General features: G+C 73.5%; 15 protein-coding genes. 10 read left to right on the top strand and 5 right to left on the bottom strand.

Annotation, left to right across the window (positions count from 1 at the left end; all coding sequences use genetic code 11):
* Window positions 1-5 precede the first annotated feature (5 nt).
* Both ACIPJI_RS18765 and ACIPJI_RS18760 read left to right on the top strand, forming a co-directional pair.
* Window positions 6-1,007, top strand: a complete 1,002-nt coding sequence (locus ACIPJI_RS18765; RefSeq protein ID WP_307709226.1) for a TIGR03842 family LLM class F420-dependent oxidoreductase — start codon at window positions 6-8, stop codon at window positions 1,005-1,007.
* A 25-nt stretch (window positions 1,008-1,032) separates the two neighbouring features.
* On the top strand, window positions 1,033-2,574 hold the full coding sequence (locus ACIPJI_RS18760) for an NCS1 family nucleobase:cation symporter-1 (RefSeq protein ID WP_307709227.1): 1,542 nt from the start codon (window positions 1,033-1,035) through the stop codon (window positions 2,572-2,574).
* Here ACIPJI_RS18760 and ACIPJI_RS18755 read toward each other — a convergent pair.
* Both ACIPJI_RS18755 and ACIPJI_RS18750 read right to left on the bottom strand, forming a co-directional pair.
* Complete coding sequence (locus ACIPJI_RS18755) at window positions 2,528-3,499, bottom strand: nucleotidyl transferase AbiEii/AbiGii toxin family protein (RefSeq protein WP_356621429.1); 972 nt, start codon at window positions 3,497-3,499, stop codon at window positions 2,528-2,530. The two genes, ACIPJI_RS18760 and ACIPJI_RS18755, sit on opposite strands and share 47 nt — an antisense overlap.
* Window positions 3,500-3,537: 38 nt before the next feature.
* Window positions 3,538-4,329, bottom strand: coding sequence for an SDR family NAD(P)-dependent oxidoreductase (locus ACIPJI_RS18750; RefSeq protein WP_402247396.1), 792 nt, complete (start codon window positions 4,327-4,329; stop codon window positions 3,538-3,540).
* Window positions 4,330-4,388: 59 nt separating this feature from the next.
* On the opposite strand from ACIPJI_RS18750, the gene ACIPJI_RS18745 reads away from it, so the two are divergent.
* Window positions 4,389-5,819: an amidase gene (locus ACIPJI_RS18745; RefSeq protein WP_356621427.1), complete on the top strand. Its 1,431-nt coding sequence runs from the start codon at window positions 4,389-4,391 to the stop codon at window positions 5,817-5,819.
* Between the two features lie 4 nt (window positions 5,820-5,823).
* Window positions 5,824-6,426 (top strand): TetR/AcrR family transcriptional regulator, encoded by a 603-nt coding sequence (locus tag ACIPJI_RS18740; RefSeq protein ID WP_307709231.1) that lies wholly within the window; start codon window positions 5,824-5,826, stop codon window positions 6,424-6,426.
* Here the strand turns inward: ACIPJI_RS18740 and ACIPJI_RS18735 are convergent.
* The gene (locus tag ACIPJI_RS18735) at window positions 6,404-7,264 is read right to left on the bottom strand and encodes a class I SAM-dependent methyltransferase (protein WP_402247394.1); all 861 of its coding nucleotides are present in this window, start codon (window positions 7,262-7,264) and stop codon (window positions 6,404-6,406) included. The genes ACIPJI_RS18740 and ACIPJI_RS18735 overlap by 23 nt on opposite strands.
* A complete protein-coding gene (locus tag ACIPJI_RS18730) occupies window positions 7,261-8,220 on the bottom strand; it encodes a carboxymuconolactone decarboxylase family protein (protein ID WP_402247392.1) in 960 nt (319 codons plus the stop codon). Before ACIPJI_RS18730 ends, ACIPJI_RS18735 begins: the two co-directional genes overlap by 4 nt.
* A 167-nt stretch (window positions 8,221-8,387) precedes the next feature.
* On the opposite strand from ACIPJI_RS18730, the gene ACIPJI_RS18725 reads away from it, so the two are divergent.
* From ACIPJI_RS18725 to ACIPJI_RS18700, 6 genes are all read left to right on the top strand, one after another.
* A complete protein-coding gene (locus ACIPJI_RS18725; protein WP_402247391.1) occupies window positions 8,388-9,587 on the top strand; it encodes a sensor histidine kinase in 1,200 nt (399 codons plus the stop codon).
* On the top strand, window positions 9,584-10,252 hold the full coding sequence (locus tag ACIPJI_RS18720; protein WP_307709234.1) for a response regulator transcription factor: 669 nt from the start codon (window positions 9,584-9,586) through the stop codon (window positions 10,250-10,252). Before ACIPJI_RS18725 ends, ACIPJI_RS18720 begins: the two co-directional genes overlap by 4 nt.
* A 68-nt stretch (window positions 10,253-10,320) precedes the next feature.
* Window positions 10,321-12,195, top strand: coding sequence for an FUSC family protein (locus tag ACIPJI_RS18715; protein WP_402247388.1), 1,875 nt, complete (start codon window positions 10,321-10,323; stop codon window positions 12,193-12,195).
* Complete coding sequence (locus tag ACIPJI_RS18710; RefSeq protein ID WP_159684627.1) at window positions 12,192-12,698, top strand: MarR family winged helix-turn-helix transcriptional regulator; 507 nt, start codon at window positions 12,192-12,194, stop codon at window positions 12,696-12,698. Before ACIPJI_RS18715 ends, ACIPJI_RS18710 begins: the two co-directional genes overlap by 4 nt.
* A gap of 55 nt (window positions 12,699-12,753) precedes the next feature.
* Window positions 12,754-13,410: a M15 family metallopeptidase gene (locus ACIPJI_RS18705; RefSeq protein ID WP_402247386.1), complete on the top strand. Its 657-nt coding sequence runs from the start codon at window positions 12,754-12,756 to the stop codon at window positions 13,408-13,410.
* Window positions 13,411-13,590: 180 nt separating this feature from the next.
* Complete coding sequence (locus ACIPJI_RS18700; protein WP_402247384.1) at window positions 13,591-14,052, top strand: hypothetical protein; 462 nt, start codon at window positions 13,591-13,593, stop codon at window positions 14,050-14,052.
* A 105-nt stretch (window positions 14,053-14,157) separates the two neighbouring features.
* On the opposite strand, the gene ACIPJI_RS18695 is transcribed toward ACIPJI_RS18700, so the two are convergent.
* The gene (locus ACIPJI_RS18695; protein ID WP_402247383.1) at window positions 14,158-16,326 is read right to left on the bottom strand and encodes a DUF1996 domain-containing protein; all 2,169 of its coding nucleotides are present in this window, start codon (window positions 16,324-16,326) and stop codon (window positions 14,158-14,160) included.
* Window positions 16,327-16,464 lie beyond the last annotated feature (138 nt).

Below are 16,464 nucleotides of genomic sequence, written 5' to 3'. Positions count from 1 at the left end.
ATGCCGTGGACTTCGGACTTGTCCTGCAGACCGACCCGCCCGCGTCCGCGGTCGTCGGGCTGATGCGGCGCGCGGAACGCAACGGCTTCCGCTACGGCTGGACCTTCGACTCCGCGGTGCTGTGGCAGGAGCCGTTCGTCATCTACAGCCGCATCCTGGAACACACGACGAAACTCACCGTCGGCCCCATGGTGACCAACCCCGGCACCCGCACCTGGGAGGTGACCGCCTCCACCTTCGCCACCCTCAACGAGATGTACGGCAACCGCACCGTGTGCGGCATCGGGCGCGGTGACTCCGCCATGCGGGTGGCCGGACGCAGCCCCAACACGCTCGCCAGGCTCGGCGAGGCGATCGACGTGATCCGCGATCTCGCGGAAGGGCGCGAGACCGTCGTCGACGGTCAGCCGCTGCGGATCCCGTGGATCAGGGACGGGAAGCTGCCGGTATGGATGGCGGCGTACGGGCCCAAGGCCCTGGCTCTCGCCGGGCAGAAGGCCGACGGTTTCATCCTCCAGCTGGCCGACCCGTATCTGACGGAGTGGATGGTGAAGGCCGTGCGCACCGCGGCCGCCGACGCCGGACGCGACCCGGCCTCCGTCACCGTCTGCGTCGCGGCGCCCGCGTACGTGAGCGACGACCTGACGCACGCCCGGGAGCAGTGCCGGTGGTTCGGCGGGATGGTGGGCAACCACGTCGCGGACCTCGTCTCCCGCTACGGCGAGCACTCCGACATGGTCCCGGAGGCGCTCACCGCCTACATCAAGGGGCGGCACGGCTACGACTACAGCCACCACGGCCGCGCCGGCAATCCGTCCACCGACTTCGTCCCCGACGAGATCGTCGACCGGTTCTGCCTGCTCGGGCCGGCCGAGGCGCACATCGAGAAGCTCCAGGCGCTGCGCGACCTGGGCGTCGACCAGTTCGCGCTCTACAACATGCACGACGCGAAGGAAACGACGATCGACGCGTACGGCGCGGAGATCATCCCGGCACTGAACCGCTGACCTCCTCCGAAGGGCCCTCGCCGACATGACCGCGACCGTCCCGCCCGTGCCGTCAGAAGAACCGATACCGGACCCGGCGGGACGCGTCGAACTCCCGCCGGGCGCCACCCTCGCGGACAACCGTTTCGTCAACGACGACCTGCTGCCCGTTCCGGTCGCCCGCCGCCGGTGGACCACCTACAACTTCGCCGCCCTGTGGGTCGGCATGGCCCACAACATCCCCTCCTGGCTGCTCGCCTCCGGGCTCGTCGCGCTCGGCATGGACTGGAAGCAGGCGGTGTTCACCATCGCCCTGGCCAACGTCATCGTGCTGCTGCCGATGCTGCTGACCGGCCACGCCGGTCCCAAGTACGGCATCCCCTTCCCGGTGCTCGCCCGCGCCTCGTTCGGGCTGCGCGGCGCGAACCTGCCCGCGATGATCCGGGCCGCGGTGGCCTGTGCCTGGTTCGGCATCCAGACCTGGATCGGCGGCCAGGGCATCTTCGTCCTGCTCGGCAAGATCTTCGGCGGCTGGTCGGAGGCGGCCGAGGTCGGCGGACAGCCGTGGACGCTGTGGGTCTGCTTCGTCCTGTTCTGGGCGCTGGAACTCGCCATCATCTACCGGGGGATGGAGGCGCTGCGCCGGTTCGAGAACTGGGCCGCGCCGTTCGTCATCGTCGGCGCGCTGGTGCTGCTGGTGTGGGTCACGGCCAAGGCGGGCGGTGTCGGCCCGCTGCTCGACCAGCCGTCGAAGCTGGGCTGGGGCGCGGACTTCTGGCCGGTCTTCTTCCCGTCCCTGATGGGCATGATCGCCTTCTGGGCGACCCTTTCGCTGAACATCCCCGACTTCACCCGGTTCGGGGCGGGCCAGCGCGCCCAGATCTGGGGCCAGACGCTGGGCCTGCCCACCACGATGACCCTGTTCGCGCTGCTGTCGGTGTTCGTCACGTCCGGCTCGCAGGCGGTGTACGGGGCCGCCGTGTGGGACCCGGTCGCGCTCGCGGCCAAGACCGACAACGTCTTCGGTCTGCTCTTCGCCCTGGTCACCGTGCTCGTGGCGACGATCTCGGTGAACATCGCGGCCAACGTGGTGTCACCGGCGTACGACCTGGCGAACCTGGCGCCCAAGTTCATCAACTTCCGAACCGGCGCGCTGATCACCGGCGTCGTCGGCGTGCTGATCATGCCCTGGAAGCTGACCGAGACGCCCGAGCTGTACATCTTCACCTGGCTGGGACTCGTCGGCGGGCTGCTCGGCACCGTCGCCGGCATCCTCATCGCCGACTACTGGCTCGTGCGCCGGACCGTCCTCGACCTCACCGCGCTCTACACGCCCGGCGGCCCCTACTGGTACACCTCGGGCTGGAACCTGCGTGCCGTGGCCGCCTTCGTGGTCGGCGGGGTGCTCGCGGTCGGCGGCTCCCACTCGGCCCCGGGCAAGGGCCCGTTCCCGGAGGACGGCCTGATCCCGTTCCTGCGCCCCCTCGCGGACTACGGCTGGGCGGTCGGCCTCGCGGCGTCGCTGGTGCTGTACGTGGTGCTCATGCGGGTCGGCGGACAGCCGCGAACAGCGGCGCGAGGGCGCTGACCAGCCGCCCGCGCCAGTGATCCGCGCCGCCCCGGAGCGAAGGGTGGACGGATCGGAGGCCGTCCAGGTCGACGGGCAGGGACTCCAGCACCTCCGGACGGAAACGGCCGGTGTGCTCACCGAGCACGGTCCGCAGCAGCCTTGCCCCGAGCCGGGTGCGGGGCGCCTCGGCCAGCAGCACGGCGTCGTACAGGTCCTTGCCCCGTGCGACGCCGTCGCTGCACAGCCACAGCAGCTTCCAGGCGAGCGAGAGCTCCGGGCTCGCCGTCACCGTCACGGTCGGCGGCCCGCCGTCGCCGCGCGGTACGGCCGTCCACACCGGGGCCTGTGGCAGGGTCTCGTCGCTCGCGAAGTCCAGCTGGATCTCGCCACCTCCGCCGTCCGGCGTGCGGAACGGGACCGTGAGACGCACGCCCGGCGTCTCGTAGACCCGGTAGGTCCAGGTGCCGTCCTCGCGGATGCCGTCGACGTCCAGGACGATCCCGCCGCCCGCGTGCGGTGCCGCCGCCACCGCCTCGTACAGCCCCGCGGCCGGCGACTCGCGGTCGAAGTCGTCGGCGTCCATCCAGCGCAGCCCGTCCGGAGGCAGCCGCGGCCGGGTGCCGTGCGTGCCGAAATCGCCCTCCGGGTCCCACAGTTCGGAGCCTGCCGCGCCGTGCGCCGCCTCCGGCCACTGCTGGACGTCGGTCACCTGATCGATGTAGGGGAAGGGCGCGAGCCGGTCCACCGTCGAACGTTCGCCCGGCTCCAGCACGACGAAGTCCAGGTCACCGGGCTCGCGGGCCGCCGCCCCCACCCACGCCTGGAGCGTCATGGAGCCGCGCAGCACCAGGCCGCCGCTCCAGGGGGCCTCGGCGATCAGGCTCAGCACATGGTCGAGGGCCGCCCGGCGGGCGCTCTGCACGGTGACCTCCCCTGCCGACATGGGGGCAGACCGTAGCAACGCCCGCTGACAACGCCGTCTCAGCGGCGGTCGCGCTGGGCCGCCACCACCTCGCGCAGGGTCCGCTCGCCCGGTCCGCCGCGCTGGAGGCGCTCGGCGAAGCCGGGGAACTGGCCCCCGATCGCGCTCAGCAGCCGCATCTCGATCGGCGCCACGTTGACCTCCGCGACGTCACGTTCCACGGCCCGCACGACGCCCTCGACGACCTGACGCGGCGACACCGTCCGTATGCCCGCCGGCGGCTTCGCGCCGGTCACGGCGAACATGCCCACGTCCCGCACGAAACCGGGCTGGACGATCGACACGCCGACGCCCGTGCCGTGCAGGTCCTGGCGCAGCCCCAGCGCGAAGCCGCGCAGGCCGAACTTGCTGCCGCTGTAGAGGGACATCGACCGCGTGGTCACCTTCCCCGCAAGGGAGCCGACGAAGGCGAGGTGGCCGGCGCCGGCGTCGACCATGGACGGAACGAGCAGCCGGGCGAGCATTGCGGGAGCGAGCAGGTTGACGGCGAAGGCGCGGTCCATCTGTTCGGGCGTGCAGTCCAGCAGATCGCCGCTGCCGGGCAGGGCGGCGTTCGATATGAGGATGTCCGTGCCGGCGGCTTCGGCGGCGAGCCGTTCCACATCGGCCGCATCGGCCAGATCGGCGACCACCGTCCGGGCGCCGTAGCGCTCCGCGAGCGGTGCGAGGGCGTCGGCGAGCCGACCGCTCACGGTCAACTTGGCCCCGCGGGCGGTAAGTTCGGCGGTCAATGCACCACCCAGACCGCCGGTCGCCCCGGTGAGCAGAATGCTTGCTCCGTTGATCCGCATCTGGTTACCCTCCAGTCCTGTTCGTTCGAACGAACGAACCATAGGGAGGCGGATGCGGCGTGTCCAGAGACGAGACGGGCGAACTGACCGAATACCGCAGGGCGTTGGCGGCGGGAGAGACGACTTCCAAGGCGCTCGTCGCGGAGGCACTCGCCCGCATCGAGGCGACCCGGAGCAGCATCAACGCCTTCAGGACCGTCCGCGGTGAACAGGCCCTCGAGGAGGCGCGGGACGCGGACCGCAGGCTCGCGGCAGGGGAGAGGCTGCCGCTGCTCGGTGTGCCGATCGCCGTCAAGGACGACACCGATGTCGCGGGCGTCCCCACCTACTTCGGCTGCCCCGGCGACATTCCGCCGGCCACGGCCGACGGCGAGGCCGTACGCAGGCTCCGGGCCGCCGGGGCGGTCATCGTCGGCAAGACCAACTCCTGCGAACTCGGCCAGTGGCCCTTCACGGAGGGCCCCGCCTTCGGCGTCACCCGCAACCCCTGGTCCACCGCCCACACCCCGGGTGGTTCCTCCGGCGGCTCGGCGGCCGCCGTCGCCGCCGGGCTCGTGCCCGCCGCCCTTGGTTCCGACGGCGCCGGTTCCATCCGCATCCCCTCCGCCTGGACCCATCTCGTCGGCATCAAGCCCCAGCGCGGCCGGGTCTCCGTCCACCCCTACACCGACTGCTTCCAGGGCCTCACCGTCAACGGCCCCCTCGCGCGGACCGTCGCCGACGCGGCCCTGCTGCTGGACGCGGCCTCCGGCGCGCACCCGGGCGAGCGGTACCACCCGGACGCCATCGACGCCTCGGCCGCCGCCCGCCGTGAACCGGGCAGGCTGCGCATCGCGCTCGCCCTGCGCCCGCCGCTCACCCTCACCGGCACCCGCCCCCACCCCGAGGTGCGCCGGGCGGTGGTCGCGCTCGCCGAGACGCTCGCGAAACTCGGGCACGACGTCGAAGAGGCCCGCCCCCGCTACGGCCTCATCGGCCTGAGCTTCCTGCCCCGCGCCGCTACCGGCATCGCCGAGTACGCCGACCGGCACCCCGACCCGTCGCTCCTCGACCCGCGCACCCGCGCCTCCACCCGCTCCGGCCACCGGCTCGGCGGTCGCGTCGTGCGCGCCGCCCGCGCCCGTGAGGCCGCCCAGCAGAGCAGGATCGGCGCCTTCTTCGACCACTACGACGTCCTGCTCACCCCCAGCACGGCCACGCCGCCCCCGCCCGTCGGCGCCTTCGACGGAAAGTCCGCCGGGGCCACGGACATCGGCATCGCCGCCGCCTGCCCGTACGCCTGGCCGTGGAACGTCCTCGGCTGGCCCGGCGTCGCCGTCCCGGCCGGCCTCACCCGCGACGGACTGCCGGTGGGGGCACAACTGCTCGGCCCCGAAGGCTCCGAGGAACGCCTGATCTCCCTCGCCGCCCAGCTCGAGGCGGAGCTGCGCTGGTACGAGAAGCGCCCGCCCACCCATGTGACCAGCAAAAGTGCCCCGATGGAACAATGAGGCCATGTCCACCGCCGCCCGTTCCGCGCCCACCAGGCAGCGCATCATAGAAGCCGTCCTGCACATCATCGGCAGGGACGGGGTGGCCGCGGTGACCAATCGCCGGATCGCCAAGGAGGCGGGCGTGTCGCTCGGCTCCGTCACGTACCACTTCGCGACGCAGCATGAACTGCTGCGCGAAAGCCTGCTGCACTTCGTACGGGACGAGACCCGGCGCTTCACCGAGATGGCCGACGAGTGCCGGAGCGACGGGATCGACATCGCCGGCGCCGCGGCCCTCGCCGGTCAGGTGGCGGGCGGCACCGGCTTCGACAGCGGGCACATCGCGACGTTCGAGCTGTACGTCGAGGCAGGCCGGGACGAGCGGCTGCGGGCGGCGGCGTCGGAGGCCTTCGCCGCGTACGACCGGCTCGCCACGCAGATCCTGACCGGCCTCGGCGTCCCGGACGCGGAAGGACTCGCGGCGACGACGGTGGCGCTGGTGATGGGCCTTCAGCTGCGCCGGCTCGCCACCGGAAGTCCGGCGGAGGACCTGGTGGACGCGCTGCTGCTGCTCGCGCGGGGCGCGGTCGGCCCCGGGACGGTCAGCCGTCCCGGCGGGCAGTGACCACCCAGACCCCCGCCTTCAACAGGACGCCCCTTTCCGTCTCGTAGGGCCGCAGGGCGGCACGCATGGCGTCCAATGTCTCCTCGGGGACCTCGGCGCCCGGTCCGCGCGAGACGTAGAAGTCCACGGCGTCGCCGGCGTCCCGCCCCCAGCAGGTGGGCGCGTCGACCCCCGTGATCCCGACCGACCCGAACGCGGCCCCCTCCAGCAGCTTCCGGGTCCGGCCGGGGTCCGCCAGGGAAGCCATGGCCGCGGCGAGGTCGGCCCCCGGGGGCGGCTGCGGGGCGGAGGTCCGCGAGGCCGCGGGCTGCGGTGCGGATGCCGCCAGCAGCGAGGCCAGCAGGCCCAGGACGCGTCCCTCCTCCCCGTCCGGGGCGGCCGGCCGGGGGCAGACGAACGCCAGCCGCCCGCCCGGCCGCAGGGACCGGCCGATGTTCGCGAACGCGGCGGTGTGGTCGGCGAAGAACATCACCCCGCCCCGGCTGATCACCACGTCGTGGCCGCCGGCCGGGAACGGGTGCACCTGCGCGTCGCCCCACTCGTAGGAGACGTTCTCGATGCCCGTGGACACCGACCGGGCCCGCGCCAGCATCGGCTCCGAGATGTCGACGCCGACCGCGTGCCCGCGTGCCGCGAGCCGTGCGGCACGCCGCGTCGTCGACCCGCTGCCGCATCCGACGTCCAGGACACGGTCCCGCTCCCCGATCCTTGCCGCCGCGAACAGCGCCTCGTCGAAGGACGCGAGCATTCCGTCGTAACGCTCGTGGTGATCCGCCCAGTGCTGCCCGACCGGGCCGTTCCACGCATCGGCCTGACCGGTGTTCACGATGGTGCTCACAGCTGCTCCTCGATCCGTTCGACGGCGGTGATCGCCCCGTACGCGGTCAGATGGACCAGGCAGTGGTCCGAATGCTGCGGGGTGCGCCAGGCCCGCACGTCCTCCTCCGTGATCCGGTACGGGGCGAGGGCCGCGAGCAGCGCCAACCGGGCCCCGGGTCGGTCCTCGCGGCCCGGCAGCCAGCCGGCCGACAGCGGCGGATGGGCGACGCCGTCGTGGGCGGCCACGGTCTTGCGCACCAGCGCCCGGTCGTCCTCCGACAGCAGCCCGGCACCCATGAGCGCCGCCTCACGCAGCGCCCCGTACGCCGTACCGACGGGCGTGCCCGCCGCCCACGCGGGCTCGGCGCCGGAGGTCTGCAGCAGCTCCAGGCTGTCGCCGGGCCGCAGTTGCCGGCGTACCGTGCGGGCGAGCGAACGGCCCGCCGCGCTGCGCACCAGCCGGTACTTCTGCGCACCGTAAGGCAGCATGTTCTCGTTCAGCAGTGCCGAGACGATCCGGTTGATGAAGTGGAACGCGAGCGCGGTCCCCAGGTGTTCGGGGGTCTGCCACGCCGGGAACGGCCGGGGTCCGCGGATGTCCTTGCCCCAGGCCAGCAGCCGCCGGTGCGCCGGGTCGGCCGGCTCCTCTCCGCGTGCGATCGTCTCGGCGAGCGCGTGGTCGCCGGTGGCGTGCAGCAGGACGGTGTGCGCGTCGACGCAGAACGGGCAGCGGTTGGCCAGTGACACGCCCGCGGCGACGACCTCCTTGTCCGTCCGGGAGACCCGGCCGGCCAGCAGGGATTCCCGCAGGAGTGCCCACGCGCCGGTCAGCAGCGGGGGAGAGTCGGACAGCACCACGAACGTCGTGGCACGCTCGATGCCGAAGTCGCGGGCGAGTTGGGCGTACACGTCGGCGGTCACGCCGGTGGCCGCGGAGGGCGGCGGGGGAGCGGTGAAGCGGAAGGCTCTGGTCATGCCCCGATGCTGGCCCGGGACCGGTGTCCCGGTCGTCGTACGTCCGAAGGCATCGGCGGCCGGTCCCGGCGGGTGGGAACGGGCGGCGACTACTGCGCGGGGAGTAGCGCGAAAGGGGTCTCGCGGGACGAGGCGCCGGCCCGGCGCACCGTCATAGGCTGCCGTCCATGCAGGCGGATCCGGGGCTGAGGCACGCCCTGCTCGACACGGCGCTCGCGGCACTGATCGCGGGGGCGGTGACCCTCGCGGCGTACGCCGGCGGCCCGTCCCCCGGTGTGCCGGACGTGCTGCTGATCGCGGCGGGTTCGCTGGCGCTCGCCGGCCACCGGCGCGCACCCCGTACGGTCCTCGTCGTCACCACGCTCTGCATGGTCGGCTACGTCGTCCATGACCGGCCCGGTTCCTGGGCGGCCTTTCCGGTGCTCCTCGCCGTGCACGCGGCGGCGCGAGGAGGGCGGCGCCGGGCGGGTGTGGTGGCGGGCGCGTTGTTCCTGGCGGTCTTCTTCGCCGCCGACACCGCCAGTTCCGCCGAGGGCAGCGTCGAACGCTCGCTGCTGCTGCTCGGCTGGTTCCTGTGCGCCGGGGTGACCGGTCTGATCGACAAGAACTGGCAGGCGTATCTGCGCCAGACGGAACAGCGGGCCCTGGAGGCCGAACGCGGCAGGGAGGAGGCCGCGTTGCGCAGGGCGGGAGAGGAACGGCTGCGGATCGCCCGGGAGTTGCACGACACGCTCACCCACTCCATCTCGATCGTCAAACTCCAGGCGGGGGTCGCCGTGCACCTGGCCCGCAAACGGGGCGAGGACGTGCCGCCCGCGCTGCTCGCCATCCAGGAGGCGAGCGGGGAGGCCATGCGGGAGCTGCGCTCGACACTCGAGGTCCTGCGGACGGAGGAACGAGAGCCGGCCGCCGGCCTCGCGCGCGTCGGCGAACTCGCCGGCCGCGCCCGGGCGGCGGGCATCCCCGTCTCCGTGACCGTCAGCGGCGAGCAGCGTGAGCTGCGGCCCGACGTCGACCGTACGGCCTACCGGATCGTGCAGGAGGCGCTGACCAACGTGGCCCGGCACGCCGACCGGGCACCGACCGGGATTCGCCTCGACTACGGGGCCGACGAGGTGGCCGTCACCGTCGAGGACGACGGCCCTGCCGCACCCGGCGGGACCGTCGTTCCGGGCACCGGCCTGATCGGCATGCGGGAACGCGTCACCGCCCTCGGCGGCACGCTGGACACGGCGCCACGGCCCTGCGGCGGCTTCTCGGTGCACGCCCGTATCCCGCTTCAGGGGCGCCGGGCGTGTCCCGACGACCGGGGCGACGTCGCGGGCCGCGCCGGCCCGGCGGACCCGGCCGCCGTGGAGGCGCTGTGATCCGGGTCCTGATCGTGGACGACCAGGCGCTCATGCGGGCCGGCTTCCGTGCCCTGCTCGACGCGGAGGACGGCATCGAGGTCGTGGCCGAGGCCGCGGACGGCCGGCAGGGCCTCGAGCAGGCCCGCCGCCATGTCCCCGACGTCGCCCTGGTCGATGTGCAGATGCCGGTGATGACGGGGATCGAGACCACCCGGCACATCGCCGCCGACCCGCTCCTCGCGGACGTGCACGTCGTGATCCTCACCAACTACGGCCTGGACGAGTACGTCTTCGACGCGCTGCGCGCGGGGGCCGCGGGCTTTCTGCTCAAGGACACGGAGCCCGCCGAACTGCTGCACGCCGTACGCGTCGCCGCCCGCGGTGACGCGCTGCTGTCGCCCGCCGTCACCCGGCGTCTGATCGGGGAGTTCGTGGCGCGGCCGCCGGACCGGTCCACCGCCCCCGGCATGGAGAGCCTCACCCGGCGGGAACGGGAGGTGACGGCGCTGGCGGCCCGTGGACTGACGAACGAGGAGATCGCCGCCCACATGGTGATCAGCCCTTTCACCGCCAAGACCCACATCAGCCGGGCGATGACCAAGCTCGGCGCCAGGGACCGCGCCCAGCTGGTCGTGTTCGCGTACGAATCGGGGCTGGTGGAACCGCGCGACCCGCTCCGCTGAGAGCGGCGGCTCCCGGGTCGTCCATCGCCCGGTTCGTTTACGAGTGTAATACTTGCTAAATTAAATGGGTGAGCGATGCAACCATCCGATTCCGAAGGCCGCTGACACCTCGGCTCCCGGTCGCCGCCGCGCTGCGCCTCGCCCGGCCCTCCGACCAGTGGTTCAAACCGGCCCTGAGCGTGGTCTGCGCGGCGCTGGCGCCGAACCTGACCCTCCTCGCTCTCGGACGGCTCGACCTGGTCATGTACACCATGGCCGGATCGCTCTGCGCCCTCTACGGCCACAACCTCCCGTACGCCCGCCGGGCCGGGGCCGTCGCCCGCGTGGTGCTCGGCATGGTCACGGGCCTGGCCGTCTCCCTGGTCACGGCCTCGCTCACCGACTCGGTGGCCGTGCTCGTCGCCGTCGGCGCCCTGATCGCGGCCGCGCAGAAGGCACTCTGCGACGCCGGCCGGATCGGGCCGCCCGGCAACGTGATCTTCACCTTCGTCGCCACGGCCGCCCTTTTCGTGCCGCAGCGGCTCACCCAGGTCCCCGGCCATCTCGCACTGGCCCTCGGCGCCGGAACCATCGCCTGGCTGGTCACCGCGAGCCCCGCCCTCCTGCGGAGGGAAGGCCCCGAACGGCGCGCCACCGCCCGCGCGCTGGACGCCGCGGCCGCCTGCGCGGCCGACCCCGGCCACCGCAGCCGGCACACCGCGGCGGCAGCCGTGCACGCCGCCCGGCAGACCCTCCTCGACGCCGGCCGCCCCACCCCCGTACGCCGACAGCTCGAACGCCTCCTCCTGCACGCGGAGGCGACCCTCACCGGCGGGGCGGTGGCCGAGGGCCGGGCGGACGCCGACCGTGCCGCCCGGATGCACGCCTGGGCCGCCCTCACCCGCGCCCGGGGGCCCGTACCCACCCTGCCGCCGACCCCCGGCGGGACGGCCGAGGCACCCGGCGCCGACGCCTGGCGGGCCGCGGGGCGGGGCCCGCGCCGCCCCGCCCCCCCCCCCCGGCGGGGCCCCCCCGGCCCCCCCCCCCCCCCCCACCCCCCCCCCCCCCCCCCCCACCGCGGCGGGGCGCGGGGCCGGGGGGGGGGGGGGCGGGGGGGGGGGGGGGGGGGGCCCCCCGGCCCCCCCGGGGGGGGGGGGGGGGGGGGGGCGGGCCCCGGCGCCCCCCGCCGCACCCTGCTGCGCAGCCTCGGCCCACGCTCACCGCACATGCCCATCGCTCTGCGCACCCTCGTCGGCTGCGCGCTCGCCGGCTACGCCGCCGTCGCACTGGGCGTCGACCGGCCGTACTGGGCCGTCGTCACCGCCGCGTCCGTCTTCCAGGTCAACGTCGCCCTCAGCTGGAACCGGGCCCTTCAGCGCACCCTCGGCAACATGCTCGGCGTCCTCGCCTTCGCCGCCGTCGTCCCGCTGATCAGGACCGGACCGGCGGCCCTCCTCGGGTGCCTGCTGTTCTTCAGCTTCGGTGCGGAAGCGCTGATCACCCGCAACTACTGGCTCGGCTCCGTCGCCGTCACCCCGATGGCGCTGCTCCTCGTCGAGGCGGGCGGCACACACCCGGCGGGCACACTGATCGGCGACCGGGTGCTGGACACCCTGATCGGCGTCGCCCTCGGGCTCATCGCCGCCGTCGCCGTCACCAACCGCCGGGCGGCCGGCCGGGTGGAGAGGGCGCTCGCCGCCGCCGCGGACGCCCGCGCCGCCGCGGAGCGGACCCTCGAAGGACCGGCCCCCTGCGCGGCCGCCCTCGACGCCGACAGCCGCCGGCTGGCCGCCGCCCTCGTGGACCTGCGCGACGCACAGGACACCGCGGCGGGCGAATGGTGGCAGCGGACCCTCCCGGAGGAGGAGGTCCTCGAGGCCGAGCGGGCAGGACACCGTACGCTCGCGGCGACAGCACAACGGCGTGGGCTGCACGGCCCCGCCCCCACGATCGGAGCGGTGTGACCGACGACATCGTCGCCTCGGTGGTACGGCAGTGGCAGGCCGTGCACCCCGGCCTGGACACCGGGCCCATGGAACTGATCGGCCGCATCAACCGCTGCGCCGCGCTTCTGCAACAGGCGGAGGACGCGCCGCTGCGCTCCGCAGGGTTGACCCGCGCCGAGTTCGACCTGCTCGGCGCGGTCCGCCGCAACGCCCGCGAGCTCACCCCCGGCGAGCTTGCCCGCGAGACGTTCTCCTCCGGGGCGGCCGTCACCAAACGGCTGCGCGCACTCCAGGAACGCGGCCTGATCGACCGCCGCGGCGACGACCGGGACCGGCGCGTCGCTCACGTCCGGCTCACCGACGACGGGCGCACACTGGTCGACCGGCTGCTGCCCGAGCAGCTCGCGTACGAGAGCGCCGTCCTCTCCGGCCTCGACGAACCGGCACGCGCCGGCCTCGCCGCACACCTCAGTGACCTGCTGGTCCAGTTGGAAGGCCGCCTCGGCACGCCCCGGCGCTGACCTGGGGCCCGCGCGCGGAGCGGCCGAGGGGCCGCGATGTCCTTAACCTGAAAGGGTGAACGTCGCGCGCCGGGCCGCCGCGCCCGTCCTGGCCCTCGGGCTCACACTCGGTGCCGTGCCCGCACAAGGTGCCACGGCCGCCGCCCCGCAACTGGCGGCCACCGTCAGCGACGTACCTCCGTCCAAACTCGGTGCGAGCTATGAACCGGGCTGCCCGGTGCCCCCGTCCCGGCTGCGGCTGCTCACCATGAACCACTGGGGTTTCGACGGCCGTGTCCACCGCGGAGAGATGATCGTCCATCAAGGCGAGGTCCGGCCCCTGCTGCACGTCTTCGAGAAGGCCTTCGAGGAACGCTTCCCCATCCGCCGTATGCGGGTCATGGCCGAGTACGGCGGCGACGACACCAAGGCGATGGCGGCCGACAACACCTCCGCCTTCAACTGCCGCCGGGTGACGGGCGACGCCCGCCACCTGTCGCGCCACTCCTTCGGGGACGCGGTCGACATCAACCCCGCGGAGAACCCGTACGTCGACCGCTCGGGACGGGTACACCCGCCAGGCGTGGAGGAGAGCCTCGACCGTGACCGGCCCGCCAAAGGCGTGATCACTCCGGGCGACGCCGTCACCACGGCGATGGAAGACGCCGGCTGGGAGTGGGGCGGTCGCTGGTCGCCCCCGGACTACCACCACTTCTCCGCCGACGGCACCTGACCTCGTTCCGGGCGACGGCATCTGGCCCGGCCGCCGGGGCCGACGTGCGGGCGGTCTCTCACTCGAACAGTCCGCGCCGCGCGGTCGGCGCAGGCGGTCGTGAGCGCATGGCTATTACGTTTCCGGTATGGCCTTTCAGAGGCCGAAGGACCTTCCGTTCCCCGGGAAAGGTTCCCCCACATGCCGCCTGCTCCGACGGACACCCCTGCCCGTATACGCCGCTCACCCGTGCCCGCGGCCCGCGCCCCCCGCCCCTCGAGGAGACCCCTCTCCCTCGTCGCCTCCGCCACCCTGATCATGGTGTTCCTCGCCCCCGACGCCGCCGCCGGCGGGCCGACCGGCCCCGATGCCGGCGCACGCACCGAGGCGCACCTCCAACTCGTCCTGGACGGAGGGTCGCTGACCGCCCAGGACATGTTCGACGTCCTGGACGCCAAGTCGGTCGCGGTGAAACTCTCCGACGAGAGCCGCGCACGGATGCGGCGGATCCGCGACGGCGCGCTCGACGAGCTTGCCAAGGGCGCTCGCGTGTACGGATGGAACCAGGCCCTGGGGCCGCTCAAGGACAAGCACCTGGTCGAGATGACCGACCTCGTCCGGGGCGGCGAGCTGATGGATCGGGTGGCGCCGTCGGGTCGTTGACCATCACGCAAGAAGCAGTTCGAGTGCGCCGTCCCAAGGTGTACGGCGAGGGCTGCCCGGCACGCCGCTCTTCTCGGAGCGGGGGAGCGCCGGGCAGCCGTTGCGTCAACGGTGACGCGGGACCTCGCGGCGGGTGCGTACCCGCAGCAGCACGACGCCCACGATCAGCAGCACGGCTCCGGCGGCCGACGGCCACAACTGGGCGCCGGTCTCGGCCAGCCCGCCCTCCACGGCCTGCGGCACGACGTCACCGTTCGACACCGGGACGTTCGACCGGCCGTCCGTGGCGGGTGCCGGGGCAGCTGTCCCGGTCGGGGCCTGCGGGCCCTGCCGGTCGGCAGCGGTGGCCGGTTCGCTCTGCGCGGGCGAGGGCGCGGTGGCCTGGCCGGCGGGCACGCCGGGGGCGGCCGGTCGTGCGGGGGCCTCTGCCGCTTCGGGCCGCACTCGCTCCGCATCGGGTGTTCCGGGTGCCTGCTCCGCCTCGGCCGTGGGCCTCTCGGCGGCGGGCTGCTCGGCCGTGGGCCTTTCGGCGGCGGTCTCGGATGCGGGCTTCTCAGGTGCGGGCTGCTCGGTCACGGGCGACGCCGGTGCCGGGTGCGTCGCGGGCTCATCGCCGGCCGGGGGCGCCGGCGCCGGATCGGCGGTGGGCGCGGCCGGACGTGTGGGGGCTTCCGTCTTCGGCTCCGCGGGGGCGGGAGCCGGCGAGGCCGGAGCGGCGGTGGCCGTCGCCGGGGCGTCCTTCGGCTCCGGGCCGTCGCCGCCCGGTGCCTGCGCCGGATCGCCGGGGCCGCAGCGGCGCCCCTCGTTGAGACAGCTCACCAACTCCCGCATGAGCTTCTCGTCGAAGACGTTGATGAAGTCACCGTGGTCGGTGACCGGCTTGTGCAACTGCTCCGGGAACGAGTCGAGCGCGAAGACGGCGGCGTCCGCGCCCTCGAAGACCGGCGGCGGCACGTCGTAGACGATCCGCTGGACGAGCTGCGGGATGGGGAGGAAACCGCCCGGGCAACCCCCGCTCGCGTCCGTGAAGGCCACATGGGTGCGGTGGTTGGCGCTGTCGGTGTTCCGGCCGTCCCAGCAGCTCTGGAACTTGAAGCTGCGCACCACTTTGCTGCCCTGGGGACAGATCGGGTACTTGTCCCTCAGCTGCCGGTCCTCGAAGCCGGTGCAGCTCCAGGAGGCGTTGGCGTTCGCATTGCCGTTGACGAAGGCCTTCGCGTCCCCGGTGATGATCCGCAGGAAGCGCGGCATGGCGGTGACCTTGCCGCGCGGGTTGCCGACGAAGTCGAGCGTCACCTGTGACGGGGTCAGGATCTCGCCGACGTTCTGGTCCTTGCCGCCGCCGTCCGCCTGGGCGTCGTTCTCCGCCTGGCCGTTCTGGAGCCGCAGCACGGGCCAGTAGTACGTCGACCGGTCTCCCTGGTCGCGGCACGTCGTCGCGCCCGCCGCGAGATCCTCGTCCGAGGCGAACGCGTCGTTGGCCTGGTTGCCCACGTAGTCGTGCATGTGGTGGGCGCCGTTGCTCACTCCCGGAGCGACGATGACGTTGTCGGGGTTGAACTTGCCGTTCGCGTTGACACCGCAGTCCGTGGTGAACGTGCCGCGGGAGGCGCCGCGCAGTCGCGGGGGATCCTGCACGTTCGGGGACACGGTGCGGATGTCGGCGAAGTCGGACGCCTCGGGGCCGTTGCCCGCCTGGCCGCCGTTGCCTCCCTGCCCGCCGCCTTCCTGCCCGCCGTCGCCTCCGGCGTCACCGCCCGGGCCGGCCCCGCCCTCGCCGTCCGCGCCGTCGGTCTGGAGGGTGCAGGGAGCCAGAGCCCGCAGATCCTGCGGCCGCTGCCCGGTGATCCGGCCGATGGCTTCCGCGATGCGGTCGAGGCCCGCTTCCCGCTTGCTTCGGAGAGGCCCGAGGATCGCGTTCTGCGCGAACTGCGGATCCCGTTCGATCTGTTCCTTCTCGTCGGCGAACCGCTGGTAGGCCTCGGTGATCCCACTGTCCATCGTCGCCAGTTCGCGGTCGACCTCCGCCCTGGCGGCTTCCGGCACCTGTGGCAGCCCGTTCGCCACCTCCGGGCACTTGACGGTCGCCGGGACGCCGGCGCCGAGGGTCCCCGGTTGTGCCTGACCGGTCCCGCCCGGCCAGGGGCCCTGTCCCTCACCGGCGGCGGCATAGGAGTTGACCGCGATGAGACCGCCGCCGGCGAGGATCAGGGCGATCGAGGCAGCGGCCGTGCGCCTGCCTGCTCTCGGACGTCTTCGCGTTGTTCGTCCCATGGAGAACTCCATCTGCTGCATGGCCAAGTGGGCATGACGGTGTCCGGAAAGGGGCACGTCCAGTTCCATACGCGCGGGACGGGCGACGCGTTCAACGCCGCCGGGATCCGCGTGTCCGACCAGGGCCGTGCTGATCGA

It is taken from the genome of Streptomyces sp. NPDC086835, assembly GCF_044745705.1.
Classification (GTDB): domain Bacteria; phylum Actinomycetota; class Actinomycetes; order Streptomycetales; family Streptomycetaceae; genus Streptomyces.
Note: the sequence above shows the minus strand (reverse complement) of the source record. Positions and strands in the feature narration are given on the sequence as shown.

Coding starts and splice junctions, on each gene's coding strand:
- ACIPJI_RS18755 (WP_356621429.1), bottom strand. CDS start 3,499: ATGTCGGCAGGGGAGGTCACCGTGCAGAGCGCCCGCCGGGCGGCCCTC.
- ACIPJI_RS18725 (WP_402247391.1), top strand. CDS start 8,388: ATGCAGGCGGATCCGGGGCTGAGGCACGCCCTGCTCGACACGGCGCTC.
- ACIPJI_RS18740 (WP_307709231.1), top strand. CDS start 5,824: ATGTCCACCGCCGCCCGTTCCGCGCCCACCAGGCAGCGCATCATAGAA.
- ACIPJI_RS18760 (WP_307709227.1), top strand. CDS start 1,033: ATGACCGCGACCGTCCCGCCCGTGCCGTCAGAAGAACCGATACCGGAC.
- ACIPJI_RS18730 (WP_402247392.1), bottom strand. CDS start 8,220: ATGACCAGAGCCTTCCGCTTCACCGCTCCCCCGCCGCCCTCCGCGGCC.
- ACIPJI_RS18750 (WP_402247396.1), bottom strand. CDS start 4,329: ATGCGGATCAACGGAGCAAGCATTCTGCTCACCGGGGCGACCGGCGGT.
- ACIPJI_RS18695 (WP_402247383.1), bottom strand. CDS start 16,326: ATGGGACGAACAACGCGAAGACGTCCGAGAGCAGGCAGGCGCACGGCC.
- ACIPJI_RS18700 (WP_402247384.1), top strand. CDS start 13,591: ATGCCGCCTGCTCCGACGGACACCCCTGCCCGTATACGCCGCTCACCC.